The sequence below is a fragment of the Acidiphilium sp. MT5 genome (genome assembly GCF_054767495.1).
The window spans coordinates 1-23,402 of the sequence record NZ_BAABMR010000003.1 but is presented as its reverse complement, the minus strand read 5'-3'; the positions used below and the strand labels follow the sequence as shown (position 1 = coordinate 23,402).

General features: G+C 62.3%; 26 protein-coding genes. 14 read left to right on the top strand and 12 right to left on the bottom strand.

Going from position 1 to position 23,402, the window contains the following annotated elements:
• Positions 1-16 precede the first annotated feature (16 nt).
• Positions 17-1,162, bottom strand: a complete 1,146-nt coding sequence (metX, locus tag ACYUCQ_RS04190; protein WP_460253252.1) for a homoserine O-acetyltransferase MetX — start codon at positions 1,160-1,162, stop codon at positions 17-19.
• 180 nt (positions 1,163-1,342) lie between these two features.
• Here metX and ACYUCQ_RS04185 point away from each other — a divergent pair, with 180 nt between their 5' ends.
• From ACYUCQ_RS04185 to ACYUCQ_RS04175, 3 genes are read left to right on the top strand one after another with little or no spacing between them, the layout of a single operon-like run.
• On the top strand, positions 1,343-2,239 hold the full coding sequence (locus ACYUCQ_RS04185; RefSeq protein ID WP_460253251.1) for a chorismate mutase: 897 nt from the start codon (positions 1,343-1,345) through the stop codon (positions 2,237-2,239).
• Positions 2,236-3,342: a histidinol-phosphate transaminase gene (gene hisC, locus ACYUCQ_RS04180; RefSeq protein ID WP_460253250.1), complete on the top strand. Its 1,107-nt coding sequence runs from the start codon at positions 2,236-2,238 to the stop codon at positions 3,340-3,342. The genes ACYUCQ_RS04185 and hisC overlap by 4 nt, the downstream gene beginning before the upstream one ends.
• Entirely contained in the window at positions 3,335-4,246 is a 912-nt protein-coding gene (locus ACYUCQ_RS04175) for a prephenate/arogenate dehydrogenase family protein (RefSeq protein ID WP_460253249.1), read from the top strand. Before hisC ends, ACYUCQ_RS04175 begins: the two co-directional genes overlap by 8 nt.
• A gap of 11 nt (positions 4,247-4,257) precedes the next feature.
• Here ACYUCQ_RS04175 and minE read toward each other — a convergent pair whose 3' ends face one another.
• The 4 genes from minE to ACYUCQ_RS04155 all read right to left on the bottom strand — a co-directional run bounded on the left by minE (position 4,258) and on the right by ACYUCQ_RS04155 (position 7,221).
• A complete protein-coding gene (gene minE / locus ACYUCQ_RS04170) occupies positions 4,258-4,521 on the bottom strand; it encodes a cell division topological specificity factor MinE (protein WP_460253248.1) in 264 nt (87 codons plus the stop codon).
• A complete protein-coding gene (gene minD, locus ACYUCQ_RS04165; RefSeq protein ID WP_460253247.1) occupies positions 4,518-5,333 on the bottom strand; it encodes a septum site-determining protein MinD in 816 nt (271 codons plus the stop codon). Before minD ends, minE begins: the two co-directional genes overlap by 4 nt.
• 14 nt (positions 5,334-5,347) lie before the next feature.
• Positions 5,348-6,115, bottom strand: a complete 768-nt coding sequence (gene minC, locus ACYUCQ_RS04160; protein ID WP_460253246.1) for a septum site-determining protein MinC — start codon at positions 6,113-6,115, stop codon at positions 5,348-5,350.
• A 119-nt stretch (positions 6,116-6,234) separates the two neighbouring features.
• A complete protein-coding gene (locus tag ACYUCQ_RS04155) occupies positions 6,235-7,221 on the bottom strand; it encodes a Gfo/Idh/MocA family protein (protein ID WP_460253245.1) in 987 nt (328 codons plus the stop codon).
• Between the two features lie 120 nt (positions 7,222-7,341).
• On the opposite strand from ACYUCQ_RS04155, the gene secD reads away from it, so the two are divergent.
• The 3 genes from secD to ACYUCQ_RS04140 all read left to right on the top strand — a co-directional run bounded on the left by secD (position 7,342) and on the right by ACYUCQ_RS04140 (position 10,868).
• Positions 7,342-8,922 carry a protein translocase subunit SecD gene (secD, locus tag ACYUCQ_RS04150; protein ID WP_460253244.1) on the top strand — a complete coding sequence of 527 codons (1,581 nt, stop codon included), beginning with the start codon at positions 7,342-7,344 and terminating at the stop codon, positions 8,920-8,922.
• Between the two features lie 42 nt (positions 8,923-8,964).
• Positions 8,965-9,933 carry a protein translocase subunit SecF gene (gene secF, locus ACYUCQ_RS04145; protein WP_460253243.1) on the top strand — a complete coding sequence of 323 codons (969 nt, stop codon included), beginning with the start codon at positions 8,965-8,967 and terminating at the stop codon, positions 9,931-9,933.
• A gap of 110 nt (positions 9,934-10,043) precedes the next feature.
• A complete protein-coding gene (locus ACYUCQ_RS04140; protein ID WP_460253242.1) occupies positions 10,044-10,868 on the top strand; it encodes an EAL domain-containing protein in 825 nt (274 codons plus the stop codon).
• Here the strand turns inward: ACYUCQ_RS04140 and ACYUCQ_RS04135 are convergent.
• The 4 genes from ACYUCQ_RS04135 to ACYUCQ_RS04120 are packed head-to-tail and all read right to left on the bottom strand — an operon-like array spanning position 10,865 to position 14,229.
• Positions 10,865-12,034: an iron-containing alcohol dehydrogenase gene (locus ACYUCQ_RS04135; RefSeq protein ID WP_460253241.1), complete on the bottom strand. Its 1,170-nt coding sequence runs from the start codon at positions 12,032-12,034 to the stop codon at positions 10,865-10,867. The genes ACYUCQ_RS04140 and ACYUCQ_RS04135 overlap by 4 nt on opposite strands.
• Before the next feature lie 51 nt (positions 12,035-12,085).
• The gene (locus ACYUCQ_RS04130; RefSeq protein ID WP_460253240.1) at positions 12,086-12,643 is read right to left on the bottom strand and encodes a histidine phosphatase family protein; all 558 of its coding nucleotides are present in this window, start codon (positions 12,641-12,643) and stop codon (positions 12,086-12,088) included.
• Between the two features lie 2 nt (positions 12,644-12,645).
• A complete protein-coding gene (locus tag ACYUCQ_RS04125; RefSeq protein ID WP_460253239.1) occupies positions 12,646-13,269 on the bottom strand; it encodes a glutathione S-transferase family protein in 624 nt (207 codons plus the stop codon).
• A 27-nt stretch (positions 13,270-13,296) separates the two neighbouring features.
• On the bottom strand, positions 13,297-14,229 hold the full coding sequence (locus tag ACYUCQ_RS04120; protein WP_460253238.1) for a ribose-phosphate pyrophosphokinase: 933 nt from the start codon (positions 14,227-14,229) through the stop codon (positions 13,297-13,299).
• Positions 14,230-14,435: 206 nt separating this feature from the next.
• Between ACYUCQ_RS04120 and hisG the strand changes: the two genes are divergently transcribed.
• From hisG to ACYUCQ_RS04090, 6 genes are all read left to right on the top strand, one after another.
• The gene (hisG, locus tag ACYUCQ_RS04115; protein ID WP_460253237.1) at positions 14,436-15,131 is read left to right on the top strand and encodes an ATP phosphoribosyltransferase; all 696 of its coding nucleotides are present in this window, start codon (positions 14,436-14,438) and stop codon (positions 15,129-15,131) included.
• An 8-nt stretch (positions 15,132-15,139) separates the two neighbouring features.
• A complete protein-coding gene (hisD, locus tag ACYUCQ_RS04110) occupies positions 15,140-16,435 on the top strand; it encodes a histidinol dehydrogenase (protein ID WP_460253503.1) in 1,296 nt (431 codons plus the stop codon).
• A gap of 80 nt (positions 16,436-16,515) precedes the next feature.
• Positions 16,516-16,734 (top strand): translation initiation factor IF-1, encoded by a 219-nt coding sequence (gene infA / locus ACYUCQ_RS04105; protein WP_460253236.1) that lies wholly within the window; start codon positions 16,516-16,518, stop codon positions 16,732-16,734.
• Complete coding sequence (locus ACYUCQ_RS04100; protein WP_460253235.1) at positions 16,734-17,309, top strand: Maf family protein; 576 nt, start codon at positions 16,734-16,736, stop codon at positions 17,307-17,309. Before infA ends, ACYUCQ_RS04100 begins: the two co-directional genes overlap by 1 nt.
• 24 nt (positions 17,310-17,333) lie before the next feature.
• Positions 17,334-18,266 carry a ribonuclease E/G gene (locus ACYUCQ_RS04095; RefSeq protein WP_460253234.1) on the top strand — a complete coding sequence of 311 codons (933 nt, stop codon included), beginning with the start codon at positions 17,334-17,336 and terminating at the stop codon, positions 18,264-18,266.
• Complete coding sequence (locus tag ACYUCQ_RS04090) at positions 18,263-18,439, top strand: DNA gyrase inhibitor YacG (protein WP_460253233.1); 177 nt, start codon at positions 18,263-18,265, stop codon at positions 18,437-18,439. Before ACYUCQ_RS04095 ends, ACYUCQ_RS04090 begins: the two co-directional genes overlap by 4 nt.
• A gap of 93 nt (positions 18,440-18,532) precedes the next feature.
• On the opposite strand, the gene ACYUCQ_RS04085 is transcribed toward ACYUCQ_RS04090, so the two are convergent.
• A complete protein-coding gene (locus ACYUCQ_RS04085) occupies positions 18,533-19,075 on the bottom strand; it encodes an LOG family protein (RefSeq protein WP_460253232.1) in 543 nt (180 codons plus the stop codon).
• Between the two features lie 88 nt (positions 19,076-19,163).
• On the opposite strand from ACYUCQ_RS04085, the gene ACYUCQ_RS04080 reads away from it, so the two are divergent.
• The gene (locus ACYUCQ_RS04080) at positions 19,164-20,141 is read left to right on the top strand and encodes a LysM peptidoglycan-binding domain-containing protein (RefSeq protein ID WP_460253231.1); all 978 of its coding nucleotides are present in this window, start codon (positions 19,164-19,166) and stop codon (positions 20,139-20,141) included.
• Positions 20,142-20,543: 402 nt separating this feature from the next.
• Positions 20,544-21,602 (top strand): P63C domain-containing protein, encoded by a 1,059-nt coding sequence (locus tag ACYUCQ_RS04075; protein WP_460253230.1) that lies wholly within the window; start codon positions 20,544-20,546, stop codon positions 21,600-21,602.
• 191 nt (positions 21,603-21,793) lie between these two features.
• On the opposite strand, the gene ACYUCQ_RS04070 is transcribed toward ACYUCQ_RS04075, so the two are convergent.
• Together ACYUCQ_RS04070 and ACYUCQ_RS04065 are read right to left on the bottom strand one after the other, a co-directional pair.
• Positions 21,794-22,879, bottom strand: a complete 1,086-nt coding sequence (locus ACYUCQ_RS04070; protein ID WP_460253229.1) for a hypothetical protein — start codon at positions 22,877-22,879, stop codon at positions 21,794-21,796.
• Between the two features lie 78 nt (positions 22,880-22,957).
• Positions 22,958-23,402: IS66 family transposase (locus ACYUCQ_RS04065; protein ID WP_460253228.1), on the bottom strand; the 445-nt coding region annotated here is incomplete at its 5' end.

Genomic DNA, 23,402 nt, shown 5'->3' with positions numbered 1-23,402 from the left:
ACCGCCCCGCGCTCGCTCATCGAAGCAGCCCCAGCGATTCCGCGCACCCGGCCAAAAACCCAGCCACCGAGCGCGCCAGATCCGGCTCATCGAGCAAAAACGCGTCATGCCCCTTATCGCTGATGATTTCCACGAACGAGACATTGGCCGCCACCTGATTGAGCGCACGCGCAATCGCCCGGCTCTGCGCGGTCGGGAACAGCCAATCCGAACTAAAGGATACCAGCAAAAACCGCGTGCTTGTGCCCTGAAACGCCGCCGCCAAGCTGCCGCCATGATCGGCGGCCAAGTCAAAAAAATCCATCGCGCGAGTGATGCATAAATAGGAATTAGCATCAAAACGCCGCACGAAGCTGGAGCCTTGATGCTCCAAATAACTCTCCACTGCGAACCGGTCCCCAAACAAAGCGCCGCCCAGCGCCGCCCCACCCTGGATGCGTCGGCCAAATTTCCGCGACAATGCCGATTCCGACAAATAGGTGATATGCGCCGTCATCCGCGCCACACCGAGGCCGCGCGCCGGGATCACCCCATGATCGCGATAGCGCCCCTCATGAAAATCCGGATCAGCCAGAATCGCCTGACGCCCCACCTCATGAAACGCGATATTCTGCGCCGAATGATACGCAGCCGCGGCAATCGGCACCGCAGCGAACATCATCTCTGGATACATCGCGGCCCAGGCCAGCACCTGCATCCCCCCCATCGACCCGCCAACCACCGCAAACAGCCGCTCAATGCCCAGCGCATCGATCAGCGCCTTCTGCGCGCGCACCATGTCCTGAATGGTCAGCGGCGGAAAATCGACACCCCAGGGTGCAGCGCCCTCGGCACGCGGGCTCGCCGGCCCGGTGCTGCCCATGCAGCCGCCCAACACATTGCTGCAAATCACAAAATACCGGTCAGTATCCACCGGCTGACCCGGCCCGACCAACCCGCCCCACCAGCCCGGCTTGCCGGTGACCGGATGGGTTTCCGCCACATATTGATCCCCGGTCAGCGCATGGCACACCAAAATCGCATTGCTGCGCTCGGCATTGAGCTGGCCATAGGTGCGATAAGCGAGCCGCACCTCATCGAGCGTGACGCCGCAATCGAGCGTTAGCCCATGGTCAAGGCGCAGCGATTGATGCACAATCTCGGGTAAGGGCGTCAAATCCATGGCGCCGCATATGCGCTGCCGGGCGCGCCACGACAAGCGGGCGGTAGCACCCATGCGGTCATAGCCAGGCAGTTGCGCTCTTGCCGTGCGCGCGCCCTGCTGTATCTAGCCCGGTTATGGTCATGATATTTCATGGCTGCGGACCCGCTGTGCTGACTACTATCGCGAATTGAGGACTCTATGGCCGAATCGGCAATACCCACCCCTCCGATCGACACCAGCGATGCGGCGGCGCTGCGGGCATTACGCGCTGAAATCGACGCGCTGGATGATCGGCTGCATGATTTGCTGATGGAACGCGCGCGCATCATCGAGCGGGTCAAGCGCGATGGCGGCAAGCGCGGCGTGATGATCCGTCCCGGTCGCGAAGCCCAAATGCTGCGTCGGCTGCTCGCCCGGCATCGCGGCGCGCTGCCCCCGCAAACCATCATCCGCCTCTGGCGCGAGCTATTCACCGGCGCGCTCACCATCGAAGGCAGCCTGACCATCGCGGTCGATGACAAAAACGAGGATTTGGCGGCGGTCGCGCGCGAGCATTTCGGCCCACTCGCCCCGTTGCGCAAACATCGCTCGGCCTCGCAAGCCCTGAACGATCTGACCAACGGCGCAGCGCAAGCCGCCGTCATGCCGATCCCGAGCGAGGCCGATGATGACAGCGCCGCCTGGTGGACCGGGCTGATGCATGGCGGCGCGCCCCGCCTGCAAATCATCGCCAAACTGCCGTTCTGGGCCAAGCGCAGCGAGGGTCTGCCCACCGCCTCCGCCTATGTGGTGGCGCCCATCCTGCTTGATCCGAGCGGCCATGATCACGGGTTGATCGGCATCGAAACCCCGCCAGACACCAGCACCGCGCGGATCATGGCCGCCTTGAAAGAAGCCGGGTTCGAGGGCGTCACCGTGATGTCACGGCGCAGCGAACGCGGCGAGCCGCGCTACGCCCTGGCCGAAGTGATCGGGCTGGTGGCGCTCGATGATCCGCGCATCGCCGCCCTGAGCCAAATTTTCCGCGCCCCCGCCATGGTGCTGGGCGGCTTTGCCGTCCCGATCACCGAATTTCCCACCGAGGCCGCCCGATGAGCACGCAGCAGCAACCCACCAGCGCCCCCAAAGCGCGCGCCGCGATTTTCACCGTCGCGCCCTATATTGGTGGCGAATCCAAAGTCGCGGGCGCCAACCGCGTGGTGAAACTCTCCTCCAATGAGGGCGCGTTCGGCCCGCCACCCGGCGCCATCGCCGCCATCGCCGCCATCGCACAGGACATGCACCGCTACCCGGATGGCGGCGCCACCGCCTTGCGCACCGCCATCGGCCAGACCTTCGGGCTGGACCCGGCGCGCATCGTCTGCGGCAATGGCTCCGATGAGCTGATTGCGCTCCTGATCCAATCCTATGGCGGCCCCGGCACCGAGCTGATCATGAGCGCCCATGGCTTTTTGATGTATGAAATCTCCGGCAAACTCGCCGGCATGACCGTGCGCAAAGTGCCCGAGCGCCACCTCACCGCCGATATCGATGCGATGCTGGCCGCGGTCACTCCCGCCACCCGCCTGGTCTTTTTGGCCAACCCGAACAACCCAACCGGCAGCCTGCTCGCCGATGCCGACGTGACGCGCCTGCGCGCGGGCCTGCCGCCCGATGTGCTGCTGGTGCTCGATGCTGCCTATGCCGAATATGTCGAGGACCCCAGCTATGATCCCGGCATCCGGCTGGTCGATGCCGGGTCCAACACGGTGATGACCCGGACCTTCTCGAAAATTTTCGGCCTGGGCGGTGCGCGTCTCGGCTGGGCCTACGCCCCACCCGCGATCATCGACGTGCTGAACCGTGCGCGCGGCCCGTTTAATGTCAATGCGCTGGCCGCCGCCGGCATCGCCGCCCTGAACGAGCCAGGCTGGATCGCCCGCAACCGCGATCACAACAGCCAGGCCCGCAACCGCCTCAGCGCACGGCTCACCAAGGCCGGCCTCACGATCTATCCGAGCCACGGCAATTTCATTCTGGTCGATTTTCACGCGCCCGCCCGCGCCGCCGCCGCCGATGCCCATTTGCGCGCCCGTGGCATCATTGTGCGCGCCATGGCCGCCTATGCGCTCGATTCTTGCCTGCGCGTCACCATCGGCACCGATGAGGAATGCGCCCTCGCCGCCGAAGCGATCGAGGATTTTCTGGCTCATGGCTGACCCGGCTGCAGCGAACGCGTCAGAACCGGTTTTCGACACGCTGGCCCTGATCGGGTTCGGCCTAATCGGCTCCTCGGTCGCCCGCGCCGCCCGCCTGCGCGGCACTATCGCCCGGCGCATCGTCGCTCACGACCTCTCGGCGCATACGCTTGAGCGGGTGGCCGCACTCGGCATCGCCGATCATTGCGAGATCGACCCGGCCCGCGCCGTCACCGAGGCCGATGGCGTGATCCTCTGCGCCCCGGTCGGTGCCTATGCCGCCCTCGCCGAAACGATTGGCCCGCATCTGAAACCCGGCGCCATCATCACCGATGTCGGCTCGACCAAGCAATCAGTGATCCGCGATGTCGGGCCCTTCGTGCCCGAGGGCGTGCATTTCGTGCCCGGCCACCCAATGGCGGGCACCGAATTTTCCGGCCCGGATGCCGGCTTCGCCGAATTGTTCGAAGGCCGCTGGACCCTGCTCACCCCACCGCCCGGCACCCATCCCGAGGCCGTGGCGCGGGTGCGGTCGCTCTGGGAACGGATGGGCGCCAGCGTCTGCGTCATGGACCCCGCCCATCATGACCGGGTGGTCGCCATCGTCTCGCATCTGCCGCATCTGATCGCCTTCACCATCTGCGGCACCGCCGATGATTTGGCCGATGAAACCCGCCAGGAAGTGCTGCAATTCGCCGCCTCCGGCTTTCGCGATTTCACCCGCATCGCCGCCTCCGACCCCGTCATGTGGCGCGACGTATTCCTCAATAACCGCGAGGCGCTCTTGGAAATGCTCGCCCGCTTCACCGAAGACGCCCAAGCCATGGCCCGCGCCGTGCGCTGGGGCGATGGCGGCTATATCGAGGATAGAGTGCTCCGTGGCCGCAAAATCCGCCAAGCCCTGATCGACCTCAACCAAGCCTGAACCAAGCCTGATTAGTCGCGCTCGAAATTCGGCGCGCCCGGCATCTCGATATCAATCTCCAAGGTCGACACCGAATTGCCGCGATCAAGCTTCACATGCACCTTATCGCGATCCACCGTGACGTGCTTGGCAATCACCGCCAGAATCTCTTCCTGCAAAATCGCCGCCAAATCCGAACGGCCATCAAGCGCCCGCTCATGGGCCAGCAAAAATTTGAGCCGTTCGCGCGCGACCGGTGCGGTGCGCTGCCGCGAGAAAAACCCGAACAAGCTCATGCTACACTCCGTCCGAACAGCCGGCTGATCAAGCCTTTGCGCTCAATCGGCACAATAATTTCAATGGTTTCGCCCATCAAACGCCGCGCCGCCTCGGCATAAGCCCGCGCCGGCGCCGATGCCGGATTATGCAGCGTCACCGGGCAGCCCAAATTGGACGCGCGCAACACCTCCTCGCTATCGGGAATAATCCCCAGCAGCGGGATCGCCAAAATCTCCAACACATCATCAACCTTGAGCATTTCGCCCCGCGCCGCCCGCCCGGCATCATAGCGGGTCAGCAGCAAATGCTTCTCGATTTTGTCGCCCGCTTCCGCCCGCGCCGTCTTGGAATCGAGCAACCCAATAATCCGGTCCGAATCGCGCACCGATGACACTTCCGGATTGGTCACCACCACCGCAATATCGGCATGGCGCATCGCGAGCGTCGCCCCGCGCTCAATCCCCGCCGGACTATCACACACAATCCAATCAAACTTTTCCCGCAATTCGCCAATCACCCGCTCAACCCCCTCCGGGGTCAGCGCATCCTTATCGCGGGTCTGCGAGGCCGGCAGCAGCGAAAGGCTCTCCACCCGCTTATCGCGGATCAAGGCCTGCGCCAGCTTGGCATCGCCCTGCACCACATTGACCAAATCATACACCACCCGCCGCTCAGCGCCCATGATCAGGTCCAGATTACGCAAGCCGACATCGAAATCGACCACCACCACATTCTGCCCGAGCTGCGCGAGCGCCGCCCCGAGTGCCGCCGATGTCGTGGTTTTGCCCACCCCGCCCTTGCCCGATGTCACCACCAAAACCTTGGCCATAAATCTCTAATCCCTCATTCAAGCGCCGCGAGGCGCACCGATTCACCCTCAAGCCAAGCCTGGGCGGGGCGGCCATGCAACCCCTCCCCCCAATGTTCAGCCGTGCGATAAAGCCCGTCGATCGCCAGCAACTCGGCAAACAACCGTCGGCAAAAAATCCGCGCCGCCGGATTGCCCTGCACCCCCGCAACCGCCCGACCCCGCAACGCCCCGTAAATATGGATCGAACCACCGGCGATAATTTCCGCACCCGACGCAACCGAGGCCAGCACCGTCACATCGCCCGCCTCGAAAATGATCGATTGGCCCGACCGCACGGGCCGATCCACAATCAAATGCGTCTGCGCGGGCGGCTCCGGCTCGGCCTCCGGTGTCAGTGCATCGGCAGACGCTTCGGCGGGCGGGGGATCATCCGGCACCAGCACCAACCGGTCCCGGCTAGTCGGCCCAAGCAGCCAGGCCTGCGCCCAGCGCGTCCCCTCAAGCTGCGCGCGCTCAACCCCTTCAACGCCAATAATATTCAGCCCGCGCCCCGCAAGCTGCCCGGCCAATTCATCCAACACCCCCGCCTCAGCCACCGCCTGATCCTGCAACGCCGCCAGATTGACCACCACGGGCCGATCCGCAAAAAATTGCTTCGAGCGGCCCATTTGCTCATCCAACGCCGCGAGCCACGGCTCGAGCGGCGGTTCCGGGGCGACAATCAACGCCATTAAGGAGCGGCCCCGCACACGGATCGGCGGGGTGGCGATCTCGGCATCAAGGGGAGCAGGGCGTGTCACAGGCTTGTGCTAGCGTTGCCCGCTTCTCCGCGTCAACACGAACCGTACCCAGTCAAATTTTTCCAATCAATATCAACCTATTAACCAAAATAATCACCAAAGCGCGACTCGGCACCGCCTCACGCCACGCTCGCCACTTTGGAAATCAACCCGCTCGCCTCGGCACGCGCCCGGCTCGCCGCAATCGACTGCGCCACCTTAATCGCCGCCTCCAGCGCCCAGCGCCCCGCCGCCGCATCCACCAGCACCGGCGCGCCATCGAGGCAGGAGGCGTAAAACGCCGCATGCTCGGCCTCCAACGCATCATGATCCTGCCAACCCACCTGCTCGACCCCAAATTCCGCGACCCCCGGGATCGGCATGCCCGCACCCCGGCCAATCACCGTCAGGTTGCGCGCCGCAAAATCGATGGTCAAATACCCCGCCTCCGAAAAAATCCGCATCCGCCGCTCGGTCTTTTGCGCAATCCGGCTCGCGGTGATCGTCGCCACACAGCCATTCACAAAGCGCACCCGCGCATTGGCAATATCATCATGCAAGCTCGCCACCGCGGCCCCCACCGCATCGACGCTCTCAATCGGCTGGTTCACCAGCGCCAAAATCAAATCCAAATCATGGATCATCAAATCCAAAATAACCGACACATCCGTGCCCCGTGGCTTGAACGGCGCCACCCGCACCGCCTCGATATAAAGCGGCTTGCCCATCCGCGCCGTCACCGCGCCATGCGCCGCCGAGAACCGCTCCAAATGCCCGACCTGCAACACCAACCCCGCCGCGCGCGCCAGGCAAGCGAGCTGATCCGCCTCATCCAGCGTCGCGGCAATCGGCTTTTCCACCAAAACATGCTTACCCGCCTGCAACGCCTCGGCGGCCAACGCAAAATGCGCCTCAGCCGGTGCGGCAATAATCACCGCATCACTCGCCGCCAGCAGCGCCTCACGCGCCAGCGTCACACTCTGCGCTTCGCTCGCCACCAATTGCGCGCGCACCGGATCGTGATCGAACACCCCCACCAGCGTCGCACGGGTCGCCTCGCGCAGCTTGAGCGCATGAAAACGCCCGAAATGCCCCGCACCAATCAACCCCACCCGCAATCGCGACATGATCTCGCTCCCTAACCCGTTTCTTCGTATCGATTCTGTCGCAGCGGCGCAGCCCCTTGCGCGCCGTATCCTGGACCGCCATACCACCGCTGCTTCGGACTTGGGAGACCGCCGCTCGTCATGCTGTATTTTACCCGACTGAAATCTCTTTTGATCGTGCTGGTGTGCGCGCTCGGCGTCGCTTTGGCGATTCCCAACCTGTTCACCCGCCCCGCCGCCTGGATACCCTGGCCGCAAATCCATCTTGGTCTCGATTTGCGCGGCGGCTCCTATCTGCTGATGCAGGTCGATATGCAGGCCGTGGTCAAGCAAGACCTGACCGACCTGACCGATGAGGTGCGCTCAACCCTGTTCAAAGCGCATATCGGCTATACCAATCTCGGCGCCAATCCGGCGAGCAAACAGGTCAGTTTTACGCTCCTCGACCCGAATGACGCCCCCAAGGTCAAAACCCTGCTGGATAAATTGATCACCCCGGTTACCGCCGCCAATGGCGCGCCGGATCTGGTGGTCGCCATCGCCCCCTCCGGCGCCGCCACCCTGACCCTCTCGCGCCCCGCCTTGATCGCCAAAGCCAGCCAAGCCGTCGCCCAATCGATCACCATCATCGGTCGGCGCATCGATGGTACCGGCGTCGTTGATCCGCAAATCGCCCGCCAAGGCTCGGATCAAATCGTGATCCAGCTCCCCGGCGTGTCCGATCCCGACCGGATCAAGCGGCTGATCGGCAAAACCGCCCATATGACCTTCCATTTGGTGCCCCAAGGCATCGCCGCCGCCAGCAAAACCCTGCCCCCCGGCGTCGAAGTCCTGCCGGTGCTGAACCAACCCGGCGAAGCCCAGGCCATTTTCTCGCGCGTCGCGGTCGATGGCGCGGATCTGACCAACGCCCAAGCCGGCCAAGACCCGCAAACCGGCCAATGGGTGGTGAATTTCTCCTTCAACGGTGAAGGCGCGCGCAAATTCGCGAAAATCACCACCGCCAATGTCGGCAAACCCTTCGCCATCGTGCTCGATCATAAAATCATCGAAGCCCCGGTGATCGACTCGCCGATCATCACCGGCCAAGGCCAAATTTTGGGCCAATTCACCGCCAAATCCGCAACCGACCTTGCGCTCCTGCTGCGCGCCGGCGCCCTGCCCGCGCCGCTGAAAGTCGTCGAACAGCAAAGCGTCGGCCCCGAATTGGGCACGGATGCGATTCGCGCCGGCGTAATCTCGCTGGCCGTCGGCTTCGTGCTGGTCATCGCCTTCATGGCCAGCTTCTATGGTCTGTTCGGCTGGTTCGCCAATCTCGCTCTGATCCTCAATTTGGTGATGATGCTGGGCGTGCTGTCGCTCATGGGCGCCACCCTGACCCTACCCGGCATGGCGGGCATTTTGCTCACCCTCGGCATGGCGGTAGACGCCAACGTGTTGATCAATGAGCGCGTGCGCGAAGAGGTCAAACTCGGGCGCAAGCCCCTCGCAGCCCTGGAAGCCGGCTATAAGCGCGCTTACGGCACCATCATCGATTCCAACGTCACCACCCTGCTCGCGCACGTCACCTTGTTCATTTTCGGCTCGCCCCCGGTGCGCGGCTTCGCGGTCACCATCTGTGTCGGCATCATCACCACCTTATTCACCGCCACCGTGGTGACCCGCCTGATCACCGCACGCTGGTTCGTGGCGCGTCGGCCCGCCGAATTGCCCGTGTTCTGAGAACCCCCGTGTTCTGAGAACCAATGTTCTGAGAGAAATGCCATGAAATTCATCACCCGCCCCGCCTTCCGCCTGGTGCCGGACGGCACCCGCATCCGCTTCATGAATGGCCGCTTCGCCGGGCTGATCGTCTCGGCGGTGCTCTCCACCGCCTCGCTGATCCTGTTTTTCCATCCGGGGCTAAATCTGGGCCTCGATTTCAAAGGCGGGGTGGTGATGCAGGTCGGCACGCCGAGCAAGCCCGATTTCGCCAAATTGCGCGCCGCCCTCGATGCCAACCACCTGCCCGGCGCATCGCTGCAAAGCTTCGGCCATGATCAAGGCGTGCTGATCAGCCTGGAATCACAAAGCAACGCCAAAGCCACCCAGCAAGCGCTGAACGAGGCGCAAGCGGCGGTCAAACAATCCCTGCCCAACGCCAAAATCCTCGGCACCCAAGCCATCGGTGCCTCAGTCTCCGCCCAACTTTTCGATCAGGGCCTGACCGCGCTCGGGCTCAGCCTGCTGATGATCCTCGGCTATATCTGGTTCCGCTTCGAATGGCAGTTCGCCGTCGGCGCCGTCACCACCCTGGTGCTGGATGCCACCAAAACCATCGGCTTCATGGTGATCACCCGCATCCCATTCGATCTGGTGACCATCGCCGCCATCCTCACCGTGATCGGCTACTCCACCAACGACAAGGTGGTGGTCTATGACCGGGTGCGCGAAAATCTGCGCAAATATAAAACCATGCCCCTGCGCGACCTGATCGATCTATCGATCAACGAAACATTGAACCGCACCTTGGGCACCTCCGGCACCGTGTTCCTCGCCGCCCTGCCGCTCGCGCTGTTCGGCGGTGCCTCGCTCTCCGGCTTCGCCTGGGTCATGCTGTTCGGCATCGTGGTCGGCACCTCGTCGTCAATTTTCATCGCCGCCCCGATCCTGTTGCTGCTCGGCGACAACAAGCTGCGGCGCGGTACCGCAAAGCCCACCGACGATCCCACCGTCGCAAAATCAAGGGCGTAGTCTAAAAAATAAGCAAAACATCTGAATTAATCGTCTAGAATTATTGCCAAAATTTTGTTAATTATTCGTAAAACCATTGCGCTCCGTAACATTGCGACTCTATTAGACCTATGGATGGATTGATCGACTCGGCTTACGTCTCATCATACGATGCGCCTGACATCGAGGCCGCGCCGTTTGGAGCTGCGGATGTCGCCTGCCTTTATCAACCCATTATCCGCCTGACCGATGGCACCCCCGCCTCCGCCGAAATATTGGTCCGCCGCCGCGATCAGCATGGCGTGCTGCAAGGTGCCGCCGAATTTGCCGATGCCTTGCACGCCGGCGACCCCGCCCGCCGCCTCACCGGCCTCGTCGTCCGCTCGGTGATCGGCGATGTCGCCACCGGCTTGCTCACCGGCTTGCCGTTTTTGTACATGCTCAATCTGCCGTTGCATATTCTTCTCGATCCCTCGCTCCCCGCCTGGATCGATCGCGCGTTGTCAGAGGCCAATATCGCCCCGCACCGGCTCGGCTTCGAGCTGACCGAAACCCGCCCGGTGGAAAATTTCGCCGAAGCCGCCGCCGCCATCACCGCGCTACGCGCCCAAGGTCATCACGTCGCGCTTGATGATATCACCGAAACCACCGCCGACCTTGATCGGCTGTTTCAGCTCGATTTCAACGCCATCAAGCTCGATTGCCGCGTCATCGCCGCCCTCGATCATTCATGGAAAGCCCATGATTTCGTGCGCCGCATTGTCGCCGCCTGCGCCGCCACCGGCAAACATCTGATCGCCGAAGGCGCCGAAGACCCCTCGATGCTCAGCCGCCTGCGTGATCTCGGCGTCGGCTACGCCCAAGGCTTCATCATAGCAAAGCCGCTCTCCGCTGCCGCCCTGCGCCAATGGTTCGACGGCTGGGCGCATAACGCCCTATTCCCGGTCGCCCTTTAACCCTCAAACACCCGATCATAGAGCGCGATAATCATCGCCGCATCCGGCACCGCCGGATTATTCGCCGGACTGCCCGAGGCCAAAGCCTGATCCGCCATCACCGCCCGGCGCGCGCGCCACACCTGCGCCTCAATGCCAAAATCAGCCGGCGTCGGCACCGCCAAATCCCGATTAATCGCCGCCAACTCCGCCACCAAAGCCGCCCCCGCGACCAGGTCTGGCGCATCTTGCGGCGCAAAACCCGCTAGCCGCGCCGCCTCGGCATAGCGCGGCAACGCCGCATCGAGCGAATAGGCGGTCACGGCGGGCAGTAACATCGCGTTGGACATGCCATGCGGCACATGAAAATGCGCGCCAATCGGTCGTGACATGCCATGCACCAGCGCCACCGAGGCGTTGGAGAAAGCCAACCCCGCGAGCGTCGCCCCCAACATCATCGCCTCACGCGCCGCATGATCGCCTGGCTCTTGATACACACGGCGCAGATGCGGGCCAATCAAACCCAAAGCCGAGCGCGCATACCCATCCGAAATCGGCCCGGCCCGCCGCGACACATAGGCCTCCAGCGCATGGGTAAAGGCATCGATACCGGTATCCGCCGTGGTGCGCGCCGGCACGCTCAGCGTCAGCTCATAATCCACCAAAGCCGCCACCGGCAGCGCGCCAAGGCCGCCAATCAGCATTTTCTCATCGGTCTCGGTATCGGTAATCACGGTAAAGCGCGTCGCCTCCGAGCCGGTGCCCGCCGTGGTCGGCACCGCAATCAACGGATAGGCGGCATGATCGGCACTCACCGGCACTTTCAGGCTGCGCAGCCGCGTGCCCGGTGCCGCCGCGAGCAGAATATTCATCGCCTTGGCGGTGTCGATCGGTGAGCCACCGCCAAAGCCGATGATACAATCAATCGCCGCACGGCGCGCCAACGCCACGCCCGCATCAATCACCGTGTCAACCGGCTCCGGCACCGTATCGGCAAACAGCGTATAGCGAATTCCCGCCGCCTCCAACGGGCCGGTCAATTGCGTGATCAAACCGAGCTTGACCATCACCGGATCGGTCACAATCAATGGCGCGCTGACACCCAGCCGCGCCAGCAGGGGCGCAATCCGGCTCACCGCCCCACCCCCAATATCGATAAAACGCGGCGCAAAAAACGGGATATTCATTCCGCTCACCCCTCCCAAGGCCATGGTCATTGTTAGCCCCGCTCCAAACCTTTATCCGTCGAGCGGCGTCACCTGCCAAATTTGGCCCACCGGCGCACAATGCAGCGGTCGGGCATTGCCGGAAATAACATCCAAGTCCAGCCGCATCAAAGCGCGCACCGCCCGGAAAAACGCACCATGCGACACAATCAGCAACGGCCCTGGATGCGCCAGCACCCGTGCCATCGCCGCCGCCGCCCGGTGGGTCAGCGCCTCGAAACTTTCCGCCCCCTCCGGCGTCGCCGTGCCATCAAGCCAGTGCGCAAACCACGGTGCCAATGGCTTGCCCTCCTGCCCGCCAAAAATCACCTCGCGCAAATCAGGCTCAATCATCACCGGCAAATTGAGCGTCTCATTGACAATCATCGCCGTCTCATGCGCCCGTTTCATCGGCGAGGTGGCAATGCCGACAATGCCGCGCTCGGCCAAAATCGGGGCCGCCGCCGCCGCCTGCGCACGCCCCATGGCATTGAGCGGAATATCAATCGCCCCTTGCGATAGGCCTTGGGCATTAAAATCGGTCTGGCCGTGCCGCAAAAAGTAAAAATTCCGCCGCAACAGACCGATCATTGTTAAACCAGCCCCTCCGCCGCCATCGCCCGCTGCACCGCAGGGCGGGCCAGCATCCTGGCATAATGCGCCGCCACATGCGGCGGCAGCGCGCAGGTTTTGCGGCCCTCCGCCCAATAGGACACATAAAACAGCGCCGCATCGGCAATCGAAAAATCACCCAGCAGATAGTCACGCCCGGCCAAAGCCTGATCGATCAGCGCAAACCCCTCGCTGAACAGCCGCAAACCCTCAGCGCGCACCTTATTGAGCATCGCCTCATCCGCCTCCGGCGCAAATCGCTCAGGCCGGAACATCCGCGCAAAACCCTGGCCATGCATGAAGCTGTTGATATAGACCATGATCTCGGTCACCCGCGCCGCCGCCAGCGGATCGGCGGGCGTGAGCTTCGCCTGCGGGTTGGTGGCGGCCAGATACCCCGCAATCGCCAGCCATTCGGTGAGAATTTCGCCATGATCGAGCAAAACCGCCGGCACTTTGGCTTTCGGGTTGATCGCCAGAAATTCCGGCTTGAAATGATCGCCCGCGCGCAAATTCACCGCCTGCATCTCATAAGGCTTGCCGATTTCCTCGAAAATCACATGAATACCCAGCGAACAGGCACCCGGCGCAAAATAGAGTTTCATCTTTCGCTCCTTTTGGGGTTGTGGCGATCAGTCGAACAGCGAACTGACCGAGGTTTCATCCGAAATATTGCGCATCGCCGCCGCCAACAGCGGGGCAATGCTCAACACCCGCAAATTCGCGGGCTTGGGCCGCAATGTCGTCAGGCGAATACTATCGGTAATGGTCAAGGTCTCAATCGGGCTGGCCTCGATGCGATCAAGCGCACTGCCGGACAACACGCCATGCGTCACATAAGCCGAGGCCGAGGCCGCGCCATGCTTGAGCAACGCCTCGGCGGCATTCACAAATGTGCCGCCGGAATCAACAATATCGTCAATCAGAATGCAATTGCGCCCCTCAACATCGCCAATCACATTCATCACCTCAGACACCCCGGCCCGCTCGCGCCTTTTGTCAATAATCGCCAAGTCAACATCGAGCCGACTCGCAATCGCCCGCGCGCGCGCCACCCCGCCCACATCCGGCGACACCATCATGATATCGCGCTGAGCAAATTGCTGCTTGATGTCGCGGGCAAACAGCGGCGCGCCATATAAATTATCCACCGGAATATCGAAAAACCCCTGAATTTGCCCCGCATGCAAATCAACCGTGAGCACCCGGTTGGCCCCCGCCTCGGTGATCAAATTGGCCACCAGCTTGGCCGAAATCGGCGTGCGCGCACTGGTGCGCCGATCTTGCCGCGCATAGCCGAAATACGGGATCACAGCCGTAATCCGCCGCGCCGAGCTGCGCCGCAGCGCATCCAGCGTAATCAGCAACTCCATCAAATTATCATTGGCCGGAAACGAGGTGGATTGGATCACAAACACATCCTCGCCGCGCACATTTTCCTGCACCTCGACATGGATTTCCATATCGGCGAACCGGCGGATCATCGCATTGGTCAATGTCATGTCGAGCGCGGCGGCCACTGCCTCGGCCAAGGGAGGATTGCTGTTGCAGGCGACAATTTTCATCAGGCAGTTTCCAGCATGAGGGGAAAAGCAGCGCGCGAGCGCTTGCTACGCGCCGGATGTAGCAACCCGGCTCCGCCCTGTCCATGACAACATCCCCCTATCACCCAAGACGCACCCATGACGCACTCATGAATCTCCCATGCCCGCGCGCGCCAACGCCGCCTCGAGCGATTGGCGCAACGCCGCTTCGATGCTAGGAGCGCCGCATGACCGCGATCTCGCCCATTCAGCCCGCTTCTGACGCGCAAACCAGTTCCCTCGTGCTGGCCCTGCCCAAAGGCCGCCTGCTCGATGAATGCGCCCCCTTGCTCGCCGCCGCCGGCATCACGCCCGATCCTGATTACGCCCGCGAATCATCCCGCCGCCTGCGCTTTCCCACCAATCATCCGGGCCTTGATGTCATCCGCGTCCGCAGTTTCGACGTCGCGACCTTCGTCGCCTTCGGTGCCGCCCAAATCGGCATTTGCGGCGCCGATGTGCTGATGGAATTCGACTATCCCGAAATCTACGCCCCGCTTGATCTCGATATCGGCCATTGCCGCATCTCGGTCGCCGAACCCAAAGACGCCCAATACCGCACCGATCTGTCGCGCCTGTCGCGGGTGCGCGTCGCGAGCAAATACCCCAACATCACCCGCAAACATTTCGCCGCCCGTGGCATCCAAGCCGAAATCGTCACCCTCAACGGCGCGATGGAACTCGCCCCCGGCCTCGGCCTGTCGCGCCTGATCGTCGATCTGGTGCAAACCGGCAGCACCCTGGTCGCCAATGGCCTGGTCGAGAGCGAAATCATCGCCCACGCCTCAGCGCGCCTGATCGTCAATCGCATCGCCCTGAAAACCCAACCCGAACTGATCAGCCATTGGATCGCCCAATTCCGCGCCGCCATGGCCAAGCCATGACCGCCCCCATGCGCACCCTGCACGCCAGCGATCCATCCTTCGCCGCCGACCTCGCCGCCCTGCTCGCCGCGCGCGCCCACGCCACCGACGTCACCAAAGCCGTCGCCGCCGTGATCGCCCAAATCCGCGCCGAGGGCGATGACGCGTTGATCGCCCTCACCTCCCAGTTTGATCGCTTCACCCTCACCGCCGATCAAATCCGCATCACCCCAGCCGAGATCGATCACGCCTGCACCACCATCAGCGCCGAGCAGCACGCCGCCCTCGATCTCGCCGCCACCCGCATCGAAGCCTTCCACCAGGCGCAAATGCCGCACGACCTCACGGTCACCGACGCCATCGGCGCGCGCATGGGCCTGCGCTGGACCCCGCTCGACGCTGTCGGCCTCTACGTCCCCGGCGGCAAAGCCTCCTACCCCTCTTCAGTGCTGATGAACGCCATCCCCGCGCGCATCGCCGGCGTCGCCCGCATCGCCATGTGCGTGCCCACCCCGGAGGGTCAACTCAACCCGCTGGTCCTCGCCGCCGCCCACCGCGCCGGTGTCAGCGAAATCTACCGAGTCGGCGGCGCCCAAGCCATCGCCGCCCTCGCCTACGGCACCGCCACCATCGCCCCGGTCGATCGCATCACCGGCCCCGGCAACGCCTATGTCGCCGAAGCCAAACGCCAAGTCTTCGGTCGCGTCGGCATCGATAACATCGCCGGCCCCTCCGAAGTCGCGATCATCGCGGATGCCACCCAAAACCCCGATTATATCGCGCTCGATCTGCTGGCCCAGGCCGAGCATGACGAAGCCGCCCAATCCATCCTGCTCACCGACAGCCCAGACCTCGCCCGCCGCGTCGCCGCCGCCATCGAACAAGCCCTGTGCACCCTGCCCCGCGCCACCATCGCCCGCCACGCCTTGCAGCATCACGGCGCGATCATCCTGGTCGATGATCTCGATGCCGCCTGCACCCTCTGCAACCGCATCGCGCCCGAACATCTGCAAATCATGACCGCCGACCCCCAAGCCCTGTTCACCAAAATCCGCCACGCCGGCGCCATCTTCCTCGGCAGCCACACCCCCGAAGCCATCGGCGATTACGTCGCCGGCCCCAACCATGTCCTGCCCACCTCCGGCACCGCCCGCTTCGCCTCCGGCCTATCGGTCTATGATTTTCTCAAGCGCACCAGTTGGGTCGCGCTCGACGCCGCGAGCCTCAACGCCATCGGCCCCGCCGCCATCACCCTCGCCCAAGCCGAGGGGCTGGATGCCCATGCGCGCTCCGTCGCCCGCCGCCTCGGCCAGAACCAGCCCTGATGGTTTTGACCACAAAACTTGACCGCGCCCGCGCGGCGGCCCATGTGTCCGCCGGAGCGACAACAACGGATTGAGGGTAGATGTCGAAAGAAGACATGATCGAGTTTAACGGCATGGTGACCGAGCTGTTGCCGAACGCCATGTTCCGCGTGAAACTCGACAACGAACACGAGATTTTGGCCCATACCAGTGGCAAAATGCGCAAAAACCGCATTCGCGTGCTGGCCGGCGACCGGGTCACGGTGGAAATGACCCCGTATGACCTGACCAAAGGCCGGATCACGTTCCGCTTCAAATAATGGCCGCCACGCCAAGGCTGATCCTCGCCTCCTCCAGCCCGCGTCGGCTCGCCCTCCTCGCCCAAATCGGCATCACGCCCGACAGCAACATCGCCCCCGCGATCGATGAAACCCCCGCGCGCGCCGAGTCGCCGCGCCTCTATGCCGCGCGCATGGCCCAGACCAAATGCGCCGCCATCACCGAGCCCAACGCCTTCATCCTCGCCGCCGACACCGTCGTCGCCGCCGGCCAACGCATCCTGCCCAAAGCCGAAGACGCCCACACCGCGCAAGCCTGCCTCGATCTGCTGGCCGGCCGCCGCCACCAAGTCTTCTCCGCTATTTCTCTCCGCGCGCCCGATGGCCGCACCCGCCACCGCATCGTGCTCAGCCGCGTCGGCATCGCCCGCCTCGATGACCGCCAACGCGCCGACTATCTCGCCAGCGGCGAATGGCACGGCAAAGCCGGCGGCTACGCCATCCAAGGCCGCGCCGCCGCCTTTATCGATTTCCTCGCCGGCTCCTATTCCGGCGTCGTCGGCCTGCCGCTGCACGAAACCGCCAATCTGCTCCGTGGCCTCGGCTATTTCGGTTAATCCGCGCCCCATGACCCACCCAGCATGACCCGCGCCACCGTCCTCGCCTCCGGCCACGGCCCCCTGATCCGCCTCGCACTGCTCGAAGCCGGCACCCTGGTCGAATACACCCTGTTCGACCCCGCCAACCCCGATGGCGTCGGCGATCTCTATGCAGGCCGCGTCACCGCCCGCGCCCCCGCCATGGGCGGCGTGTTCATCGATCTCGGCCCCCACACCCTCATCGGCTTCCTGCCCGATAGCGCCGGCGGCAAATCTGTCAGCGAAGGCGATTGGCTCCGCCTGCGCATCACCCGCGCCGCCCAAGGCGGCAAAGGCCCCCGCCTTGCAGCCAACCCCCTCGCTGCCGACCCCCTCGCAGCCGCCCCCCACAAACCCGGCCTGATCGCCCGCGGCCCCGGCCCGCTCGGCGCCCTGCAAACCCTGCACCCCACCGCCCCCATCCTCGCCGATGATTACGCCATCCTCGCCGCCCTGCGCCCGACCCACCCGCACGCCACCTACCAGGCCGCCTGCTTCGCCGCCCTCGAAGACGACATCGCCGCCCTCGCCGAACCGCACAGCCCCCTGCCCGGCGGCGCCATCGCTCATTTCAACCCCACCCCCGCCCTCACCGCCATCGATATCGATGCCGCCCACGCCACCGCCGACCGCAGCACCAAACACCGCACCCCCCAGCACGACGCCCACGCCCGCCTCAACCGCGCTTTGATCCCCGAACTCGCCCGCCAAATCCGCCTGCGCAATTTCGGCGGCGCCATCCTGATCGATTTCGCCGGCATGAAAGCCAACGCCCGCGCCACCCTCGCGCCCGATCTCACCGCCGCCCTCGCCACCGACCCGCAACGCCCGCGCCTGCTCGGCTTCACCGCCCTCGGCTTCGCCGAAATCCTCCGCCCGCGCACCCGCGCCCCCCTGCACGAACTGCTCGCCCAACACCAAATTTTTTCTCCATGACCAAATCCAAACCCTGCCCCATCTGCGGCAAACCAGCCAACCCCGCCCAAACCCCGTTCTGCTCCCCGCGCTGCCGCACCATCGATCTCGGTCGCTGGTTCAACGAAGACTACGCCCTCCCCGCCACCACCCCCCTGACCGACGACCTCAACCCCGATCCAGATTCTGATTAAATCAATATTGGTTCAACTCGAATCGACAGATTCGCGCTGAACCCATGAAATTGATCGGCAAACGAAAGTTGGAGCGTGATTGATGGTCAGCAATCACGCTCCAAGCCGCGCCAACACCGCCTCCACCCCGTCCACCACCTCAAACAAATCCCGCGCCGAGCCACGCGCAAACCCCTCGCCAATCACATACTCAATCAACCCCGCCACCTGCCGCGCCCAGCCTCGCACATCACACAACAAAATCGGCTTGCCATGCCGCTCAAGCTGCTTCCAGGTCAGAATCTCCATCAACTCATCCAACGTCCCCAACCCACCCGGCAACACCACAAACGCATCGCCCCGCGCAAACATGATCTCCTTGCGCTGATGCATCGATTCCGTAACAATCAGCTCAGTCAGCCCATGAAACTCAACCTCGCGCGCCCGTAAAAACTGCGGAATAATCCCCGTCACCGTCCCGCCCGCCGCCAGCGCCGCCCCCGCCACCGCCCCCATCAGCCCCACATCGCCCCCGCCAAACACCAAATGCAGCCCCGCACGCGCCAGCCCCGCGCCCAACGCCTCCGCCGCCTCCCGATATACCGGCGACACACCCGGCGAAGAGCCGCAAAAAACCGTGACTGAAAAGTGACTCATATTCCAAAAATCCTCCTGCACCTTCCGATTCGCCCTCTTACGTGGCAGGAGAGAAAAACCGACGCAAGCACATGACGGGTCATTTCCAATGTCTGGCAAAATTACCAACGATCTCAACAAAAAACCGCTCCCCGGCTGGGTCACCCCCACCGCCATCGCCGCCCTCGGCCTGCTCGCCGTCGTCGGCCTCGTCTTGCTCGGCGGTAAAAAACAATTCGCCCCCACCGCCCCCGCCAACATCCCCGCCGCCAGCACCCAATCCCTCAACACCGCCCCCCGTTTCGATACCGTGCGCGTCGATGCCGGTGGCAACGCCGTCATCGCCGGTCGCGGCACCCCCGGCGCCACCATGACCATCGAGGCCAACGGCAAACCCATCGGCACCACAACCGTCGGGCAAGATGGCTCCTTCGCCTTCGTCACCACCAAACCCCTCACCCCCGGCAGCGCCAACCTCACCCTCTCCGAAAAAACCGATACCGCCAACGGCACCGGCACCATCACCACCAGCCACCGCAGCGTCGCCATCAACGTGCCCCAAACCCCCAGCGAAGGCGCGCTCGCCGTGCTCTCCGGCGGCGCCAACGGCACCTCCAAACTCCTCTCCGGCCAAGGCCCACAACCCGGCACCCTCGGCCTCAGCTCCGTCGATTACAATGCCGGCCACGCCGTCATCGCCGGCACCGCCAAACCCGGCGCCCAAATCTCCCTCTATCTCGGCTCCCGCTACCTCGGCAGCGCCCTCACCGGCACCAATGGCCGCTGGACCCTGCGCATCCCCAGCCTGCCCGCCACCCCCGGCACCTTCACCCTGGAATCCATCAAACCAGACGGCACCATCATCCAATCGATGAAAACCGCCTACGCCCCCACCCAAATCGCCGGCGTCAAACCCGGCCAAGTCGTCATCAAACGCGGCGAATGCCTGTGGGAAATCGCCCGCGCCGAATACGGCAACGGTGCCAAATACACCCTGATCTACAAAGCCAACGAAGCCTCAATCAGTAACCCCAACCTCATCTACCCCGGCCAAAAATTTTCTCTCCCACAACCCACCTCGAAATAACCACGCCCGCCGAACGTGCGCGGGCGCTAAATCCACGCACGACGCCAAGGCGCAATAAACTGCTTTTTGAAAAAAGCAGCAAAAACTTTCGCTACTCGTCGCGCTTGACGAGGTCGGATAACACCGCGACTAGCAACAAGCCTGCGAGCCAGCCAAACAGTTCCTCAAATAAAACCGCGAACTGCATCACCCAACTGAGCGCGGTAGCCGCCTCTTCGGCTTGTATTGCGCTGGGCAAATTGGGCGACGAAGCCCGCGCTCGAAACACGACGTCCGAGCAACGTGCTGAGACCGCGAAGAAAGCCCGGCAAAAAAGCGGCCCAAGTAAGCATTTGCGGGAATGCTTGCTAAAATTATATAATTTGTGCTAATGCCTGCTTGTGTTTAATTCAGGAGCCCGCGATGACAGAGATTGTCCCTAGCAAGCAGAGCAAAGGAGGCCTTGCGCGGGCCGCCAATATGCCTCCCTCCGAGCGGAGCGAAATCGCCCGAAATGCGGCCTTAAAGCGGTGGGAGGCAAAGTCTAACCATGTGCATATGGCCCTTGACGAAGGAGTCGTTGACTTTGTGGGCACTAAATTTCGTTGCGCAGTCCTTGAAGGTGAGGTTCGAGTAATCTCAGGAACCGAGTTGATGCGTGGTCTGGGTATTTACCGGAGCGGCGCTCTCTCAACTCGTCGTTCTGACGATGATGATATCCGGTTTCCTCTTTATTTAGCACACAAAAATCTGCGCAAGTACGTTTTGGAGGATGAAAAACTAGTTGAGGCGCTAAAGTATCCGCTTAAATACCGGCAGGAAGGCCAAGCGATAACTGACGGACTTCCTGGCCATGTCCTGAGACGCATACTGGATGTTTGGGTTCGAGCACTCGGCGACGGTGTGTTAGGACCTTCACAGGCTGAGGTCGCGCGAAGAGCAAAAAAGCTGCTTGAGGGCTTGGCTGATGTGGCTATTGATGCTCTCATTGATGAAGCTACAGGATATCAGAAGAAACGTGCACACGGTGCGTTGCAGGCTTTGCTGACAGCCTACGTTCGACCCGAATTTAGGCCATACAAAACCAAGTTTCCGGTATCGTTCTATGAGCAGATTTATCGCGTGATGGGCTGGCCGTTTGACGCATCGTCAAGTGCACGAACGGCTTATGTTGGGAAACTGACGAATACCCTCATTTACGATACAATGCCACCAGGCGTTGCGGATGAAATCCGCAGAAGAAATCCCATTGATCCGGTTACAAAACGGCGAAAAAAGAAGAATTTTCAACTTCTTACTGATGATCCAGGGGATGTGCATATTGATCGACAAATCGCCTCAGTAACAACACTTCTTCGAGCGTCGCCAAGCGGTCAATGGAAGTTTTTTGAAATGCTTTTTAAAAACGCTTTTCCGCCGCAGCAGGGAGAACTTTTCAAAGAAGACGAAATCGCTCGATTAACGACTGAAATAAATTCTTGACACCAAGCCGAACCAACCCGGCGAGTACGGAATCGACTTTCGGGCGGAGCGCGCGGCCTTTGAAGCGAAGGTCGAGATCGGCGGCGGCGATGTCGGCGGGAGCGGTGCCGAAGGCGGCCATGATGACGGTGGTTTGTGCGGCCCCGTCGGCGGGGAAGACGCGACGGTGGGGTCGACGGAAAGAGCGGAAACTATGCCTCCTCGATGTCCCCCTCCTCACCGCCCACCGCAACAGCATCAGTGCGCCGTGGGCGAGGAATTAGCCATGTGTGCGTTCCTATCGTAATTTCGACAGAGTCGCCGTTTACGTCACTTCGATACCGCAATCCTAGGTCCAGAAGCTCACGCTCTTGCACCGCGATGCTTTCGATAGGCTCTTTTATATAGCGTTTAACGAATGTGGCAATCTCCTTGCCAGACAACTCGGAAAGGTGAATCCACACCTGGTCACCTAAGAACACGCGACCGCCCGCATCCTGAAAAGCCTTGGTAATTGCTGTCAGCTTGGCGTTTGGCGTCGGGTCCATCACCATAAGAATCGGCGTGTAACCAGAGGCAGCACAATCACGCGGAAACGCAAGCTCCTCGGAAAAACGCCCTTGTCCGGATGCCGCAATCGTAATTCTGTCCTTAAATTCGTAGGCTAGTTTCTCACCGTCGACCTCAACAATGCAATCGACTTGACGCCCTTTGCTTCGGTCTTCTGCGCGTTTTACCGGAGAGGCTTTAGCACTTACGGATCGGCCACCAAGCGATTCTGTCAGCATTGGCTCGAACAAGTATCCCGTTTCCTGTGCGGATCGGTTGTCAATATCATAGACCCATTTTCGCCACGTCAGCCAGGACGCCAGCGCTTCAACCGGGACGGTTCCATATTCGAGAAGCCCCCGCCGAGCAACCTGCTCCATGGTTGGCAAGGGCTGTGTGCGCAGAATAACCTCATACTTCCGGCGATGGCGATGAAGCTTCGTAATGCAGCGAAAAATCACACGGAAGTTCTCTACTTCCTTGCAGCATTTCAGAAAAAAACCACCAAAATCAAACGGTCGGGTCTCATCCATTATAAACCAGCTGATCGGCACATTATAGTAATTTCCGTCTGGAATGTCCCTGGCCCAGTCCGGTATCAATGTGTGATGCTCTAAATCTCGCAAAACTACCGCCACAAGACGAGCCATTTCCCGATCGCTCATCGAAATCGGGCCTAACTCGCGGCCATCGGCGATAGTCTTCCGATCCTCGGGGCCTAAACGGACATATTCTTCTGCTTCGAACAAGCTTTGTTGTTTTGCTTTCAGTCGTTTGGATGGTAAGCGTCGTTTCTCTGACCTTGTTGAAAGGCGCGTGTAGCGCGACTATGCGGCGGCTTGAACGATTTCGGTTGCTGCGTGACCGGCCTTCCAATGCCATGGGAGCAGCCTGTCGATTTCGGTGGCCTTGGTTCGCCCAGAGACAATGCGCTCGAGGATGTCGGTGAGCCAGGCAAGCGGTTCCACGTCGTTTAGTTTTGCCGAGGCGATTAAGGTTGCCATCAAAGCCCAATGCTCGGCGCCGATATCGTTGCCTGCGAAGAGGGCATTCTTTCGTCCGAGGGGAATTCGGCGGATTTCGCGCTCGACGGTGTTGGTGTCGAGCTCGATGCGACCATCATCGAGGAATAGGGTCAGACCTGCCCAATGGCGCAGCGTATAGCGCATCGCCTTGGCGAGGTCCGAACCTTTGGAGATGCGCGCCAGTTGCGCATTCAGCCAGTCGTGCAGGGCCTCGATGAGCGGTCGGGATTTTGCCTGCCGCACTGAC

Coding starts and splice junctions, on each gene's coding strand:
- ACYUCQ_RS04080 (WP_460253231.1), top strand. CDS start 19,164: ATGTCTGGCAAAATTACCAACGATCTCAACAAAAAACCGCTCCCCGGC.
- ACYUCQ_RS04155 (WP_460253245.1), bottom strand. CDS start 7,221: ATGTCGCGATTGCGGGTGGGGTTGATTGGTGCGGGGCATTTCGGGCGT.
- secD (WP_460253244.1), top strand. CDS start 7,342: ATGCTGTATTTTACCCGACTGAAATCTCTTTTGATCGTGCTGGTGTGC.
- metX (WP_460253252.1), bottom strand. CDS start 1,162: ATGGATTTGACGCCCTTACCCGAGATTGTGCATCAATCGCTGCGCCTT.
- ACYUCQ_RS04120 (WP_460253238.1), bottom strand. CDS start 14,229: ATGAAAATTGTCGCCTGCAACAGCAATCCTCCCTTGGCCGAGGCAGTG.
- hisG (WP_460253237.1), top strand. CDS start 14,436: ATGACCGCGATCTCGCCCATTCAGCCCGCTTCTGACGCGCAAACCAGT.
- hisC (WP_460253250.1), top strand. CDS start 2,236: ATGAGCACGCAGCAGCAACCCACCAGCGCCCCCAAAGCGCGCGCCGCG.
- ACYUCQ_RS04130 (WP_460253240.1), bottom strand. CDS start 12,643: ATGATCGGTCTGTTGCGGCGGAATTTTTACTTTTTGCGGCACGGCCAG.
- ACYUCQ_RS04140 (WP_460253242.1), top strand. CDS start 10,044: ATGGATGGATTGATCGACTCGGCTTACGTCTCATCATACGATGCGCCT.
- hisD (WP_460253503.1), top strand. CDS start 15,140: ATGCGCACCCTGCACGCCAGCGATCCATCCTTCGCCGCCGACCTCGCC.
- ACYUCQ_RS04185 (WP_460253251.1), top strand. CDS start 1,343: ATGGCCGAATCGGCAATACCCACCCCTCCGATCGACACCAGCGATGCG.
- ACYUCQ_RS04125 (WP_460253239.1), bottom strand. CDS start 13,269: ATGAAACTCTATTTTGCGCCGGGTGCCTGTTCGCTGGGTATTCATGTG.
- ACYUCQ_RS04175 (WP_460253249.1), top strand. CDS start 3,335: ATGGCTGACCCGGCTGCAGCGAACGCGTCAGAACCGGTTTTCGACACG.
- secF (WP_460253243.1), top strand. CDS start 8,965: ATGAAATTCATCACCCGCCCCGCCTTCCGCCTGGTGCCGGACGGCACC.
- minE (WP_460253248.1), bottom strand. CDS start 4,521: ATGAGCTTGTTCGGGTTTTTCTCGCGGCAGCGCACCGCACCGGTCGCG.
- ACYUCQ_RS04135 (WP_460253241.1), bottom strand. CDS start 12,034: ATGAATATCCCGTTTTTTGCGCCGCGTTTTATCGATATTGGGGGTGGG.
- infA (WP_460253236.1), top strand. CDS start 16,516: ATGTCGAAAGAAGACATGATCGAGTTTAACGGCATGGTGACCGAGCTG.
- ACYUCQ_RS04075 (WP_460253230.1), top strand. CDS start 20,544: ATGACAGAGATTGTCCCTAGCAAGCAGAGCAAAGGAGGCCTTGCGCGG.
- ACYUCQ_RS04085 (WP_460253232.1), bottom strand. CDS start 19,075: ATGAGTCACTTTTCAGTCACGGTTTTTTGCGGCTCTTCGCCGGGTGTG.
- ACYUCQ_RS04090 (WP_460253233.1), top strand. CDS start 18,263: ATGACCAAATCCAAACCCTGCCCCATCTGCGGCAAACCAGCCAACCCC.
- ACYUCQ_RS04100 (WP_460253235.1), top strand. CDS start 16,734: ATGGCCGCCACGCCAAGGCTGATCCTCGCCTCCTCCAGCCCGCGTCGG.
- minD (WP_460253247.1), bottom strand. CDS start 5,333: ATGGCCAAGGTTTTGGTGGTGACATCGGGCAAGGGCGGGGTGGGCAAA.
- ACYUCQ_RS04095 (WP_460253234.1), top strand. CDS start 17,334: ATGACCCGCGCCACCGTCCTCGCCTCCGGCCACGGCCCCCTGATCCGC.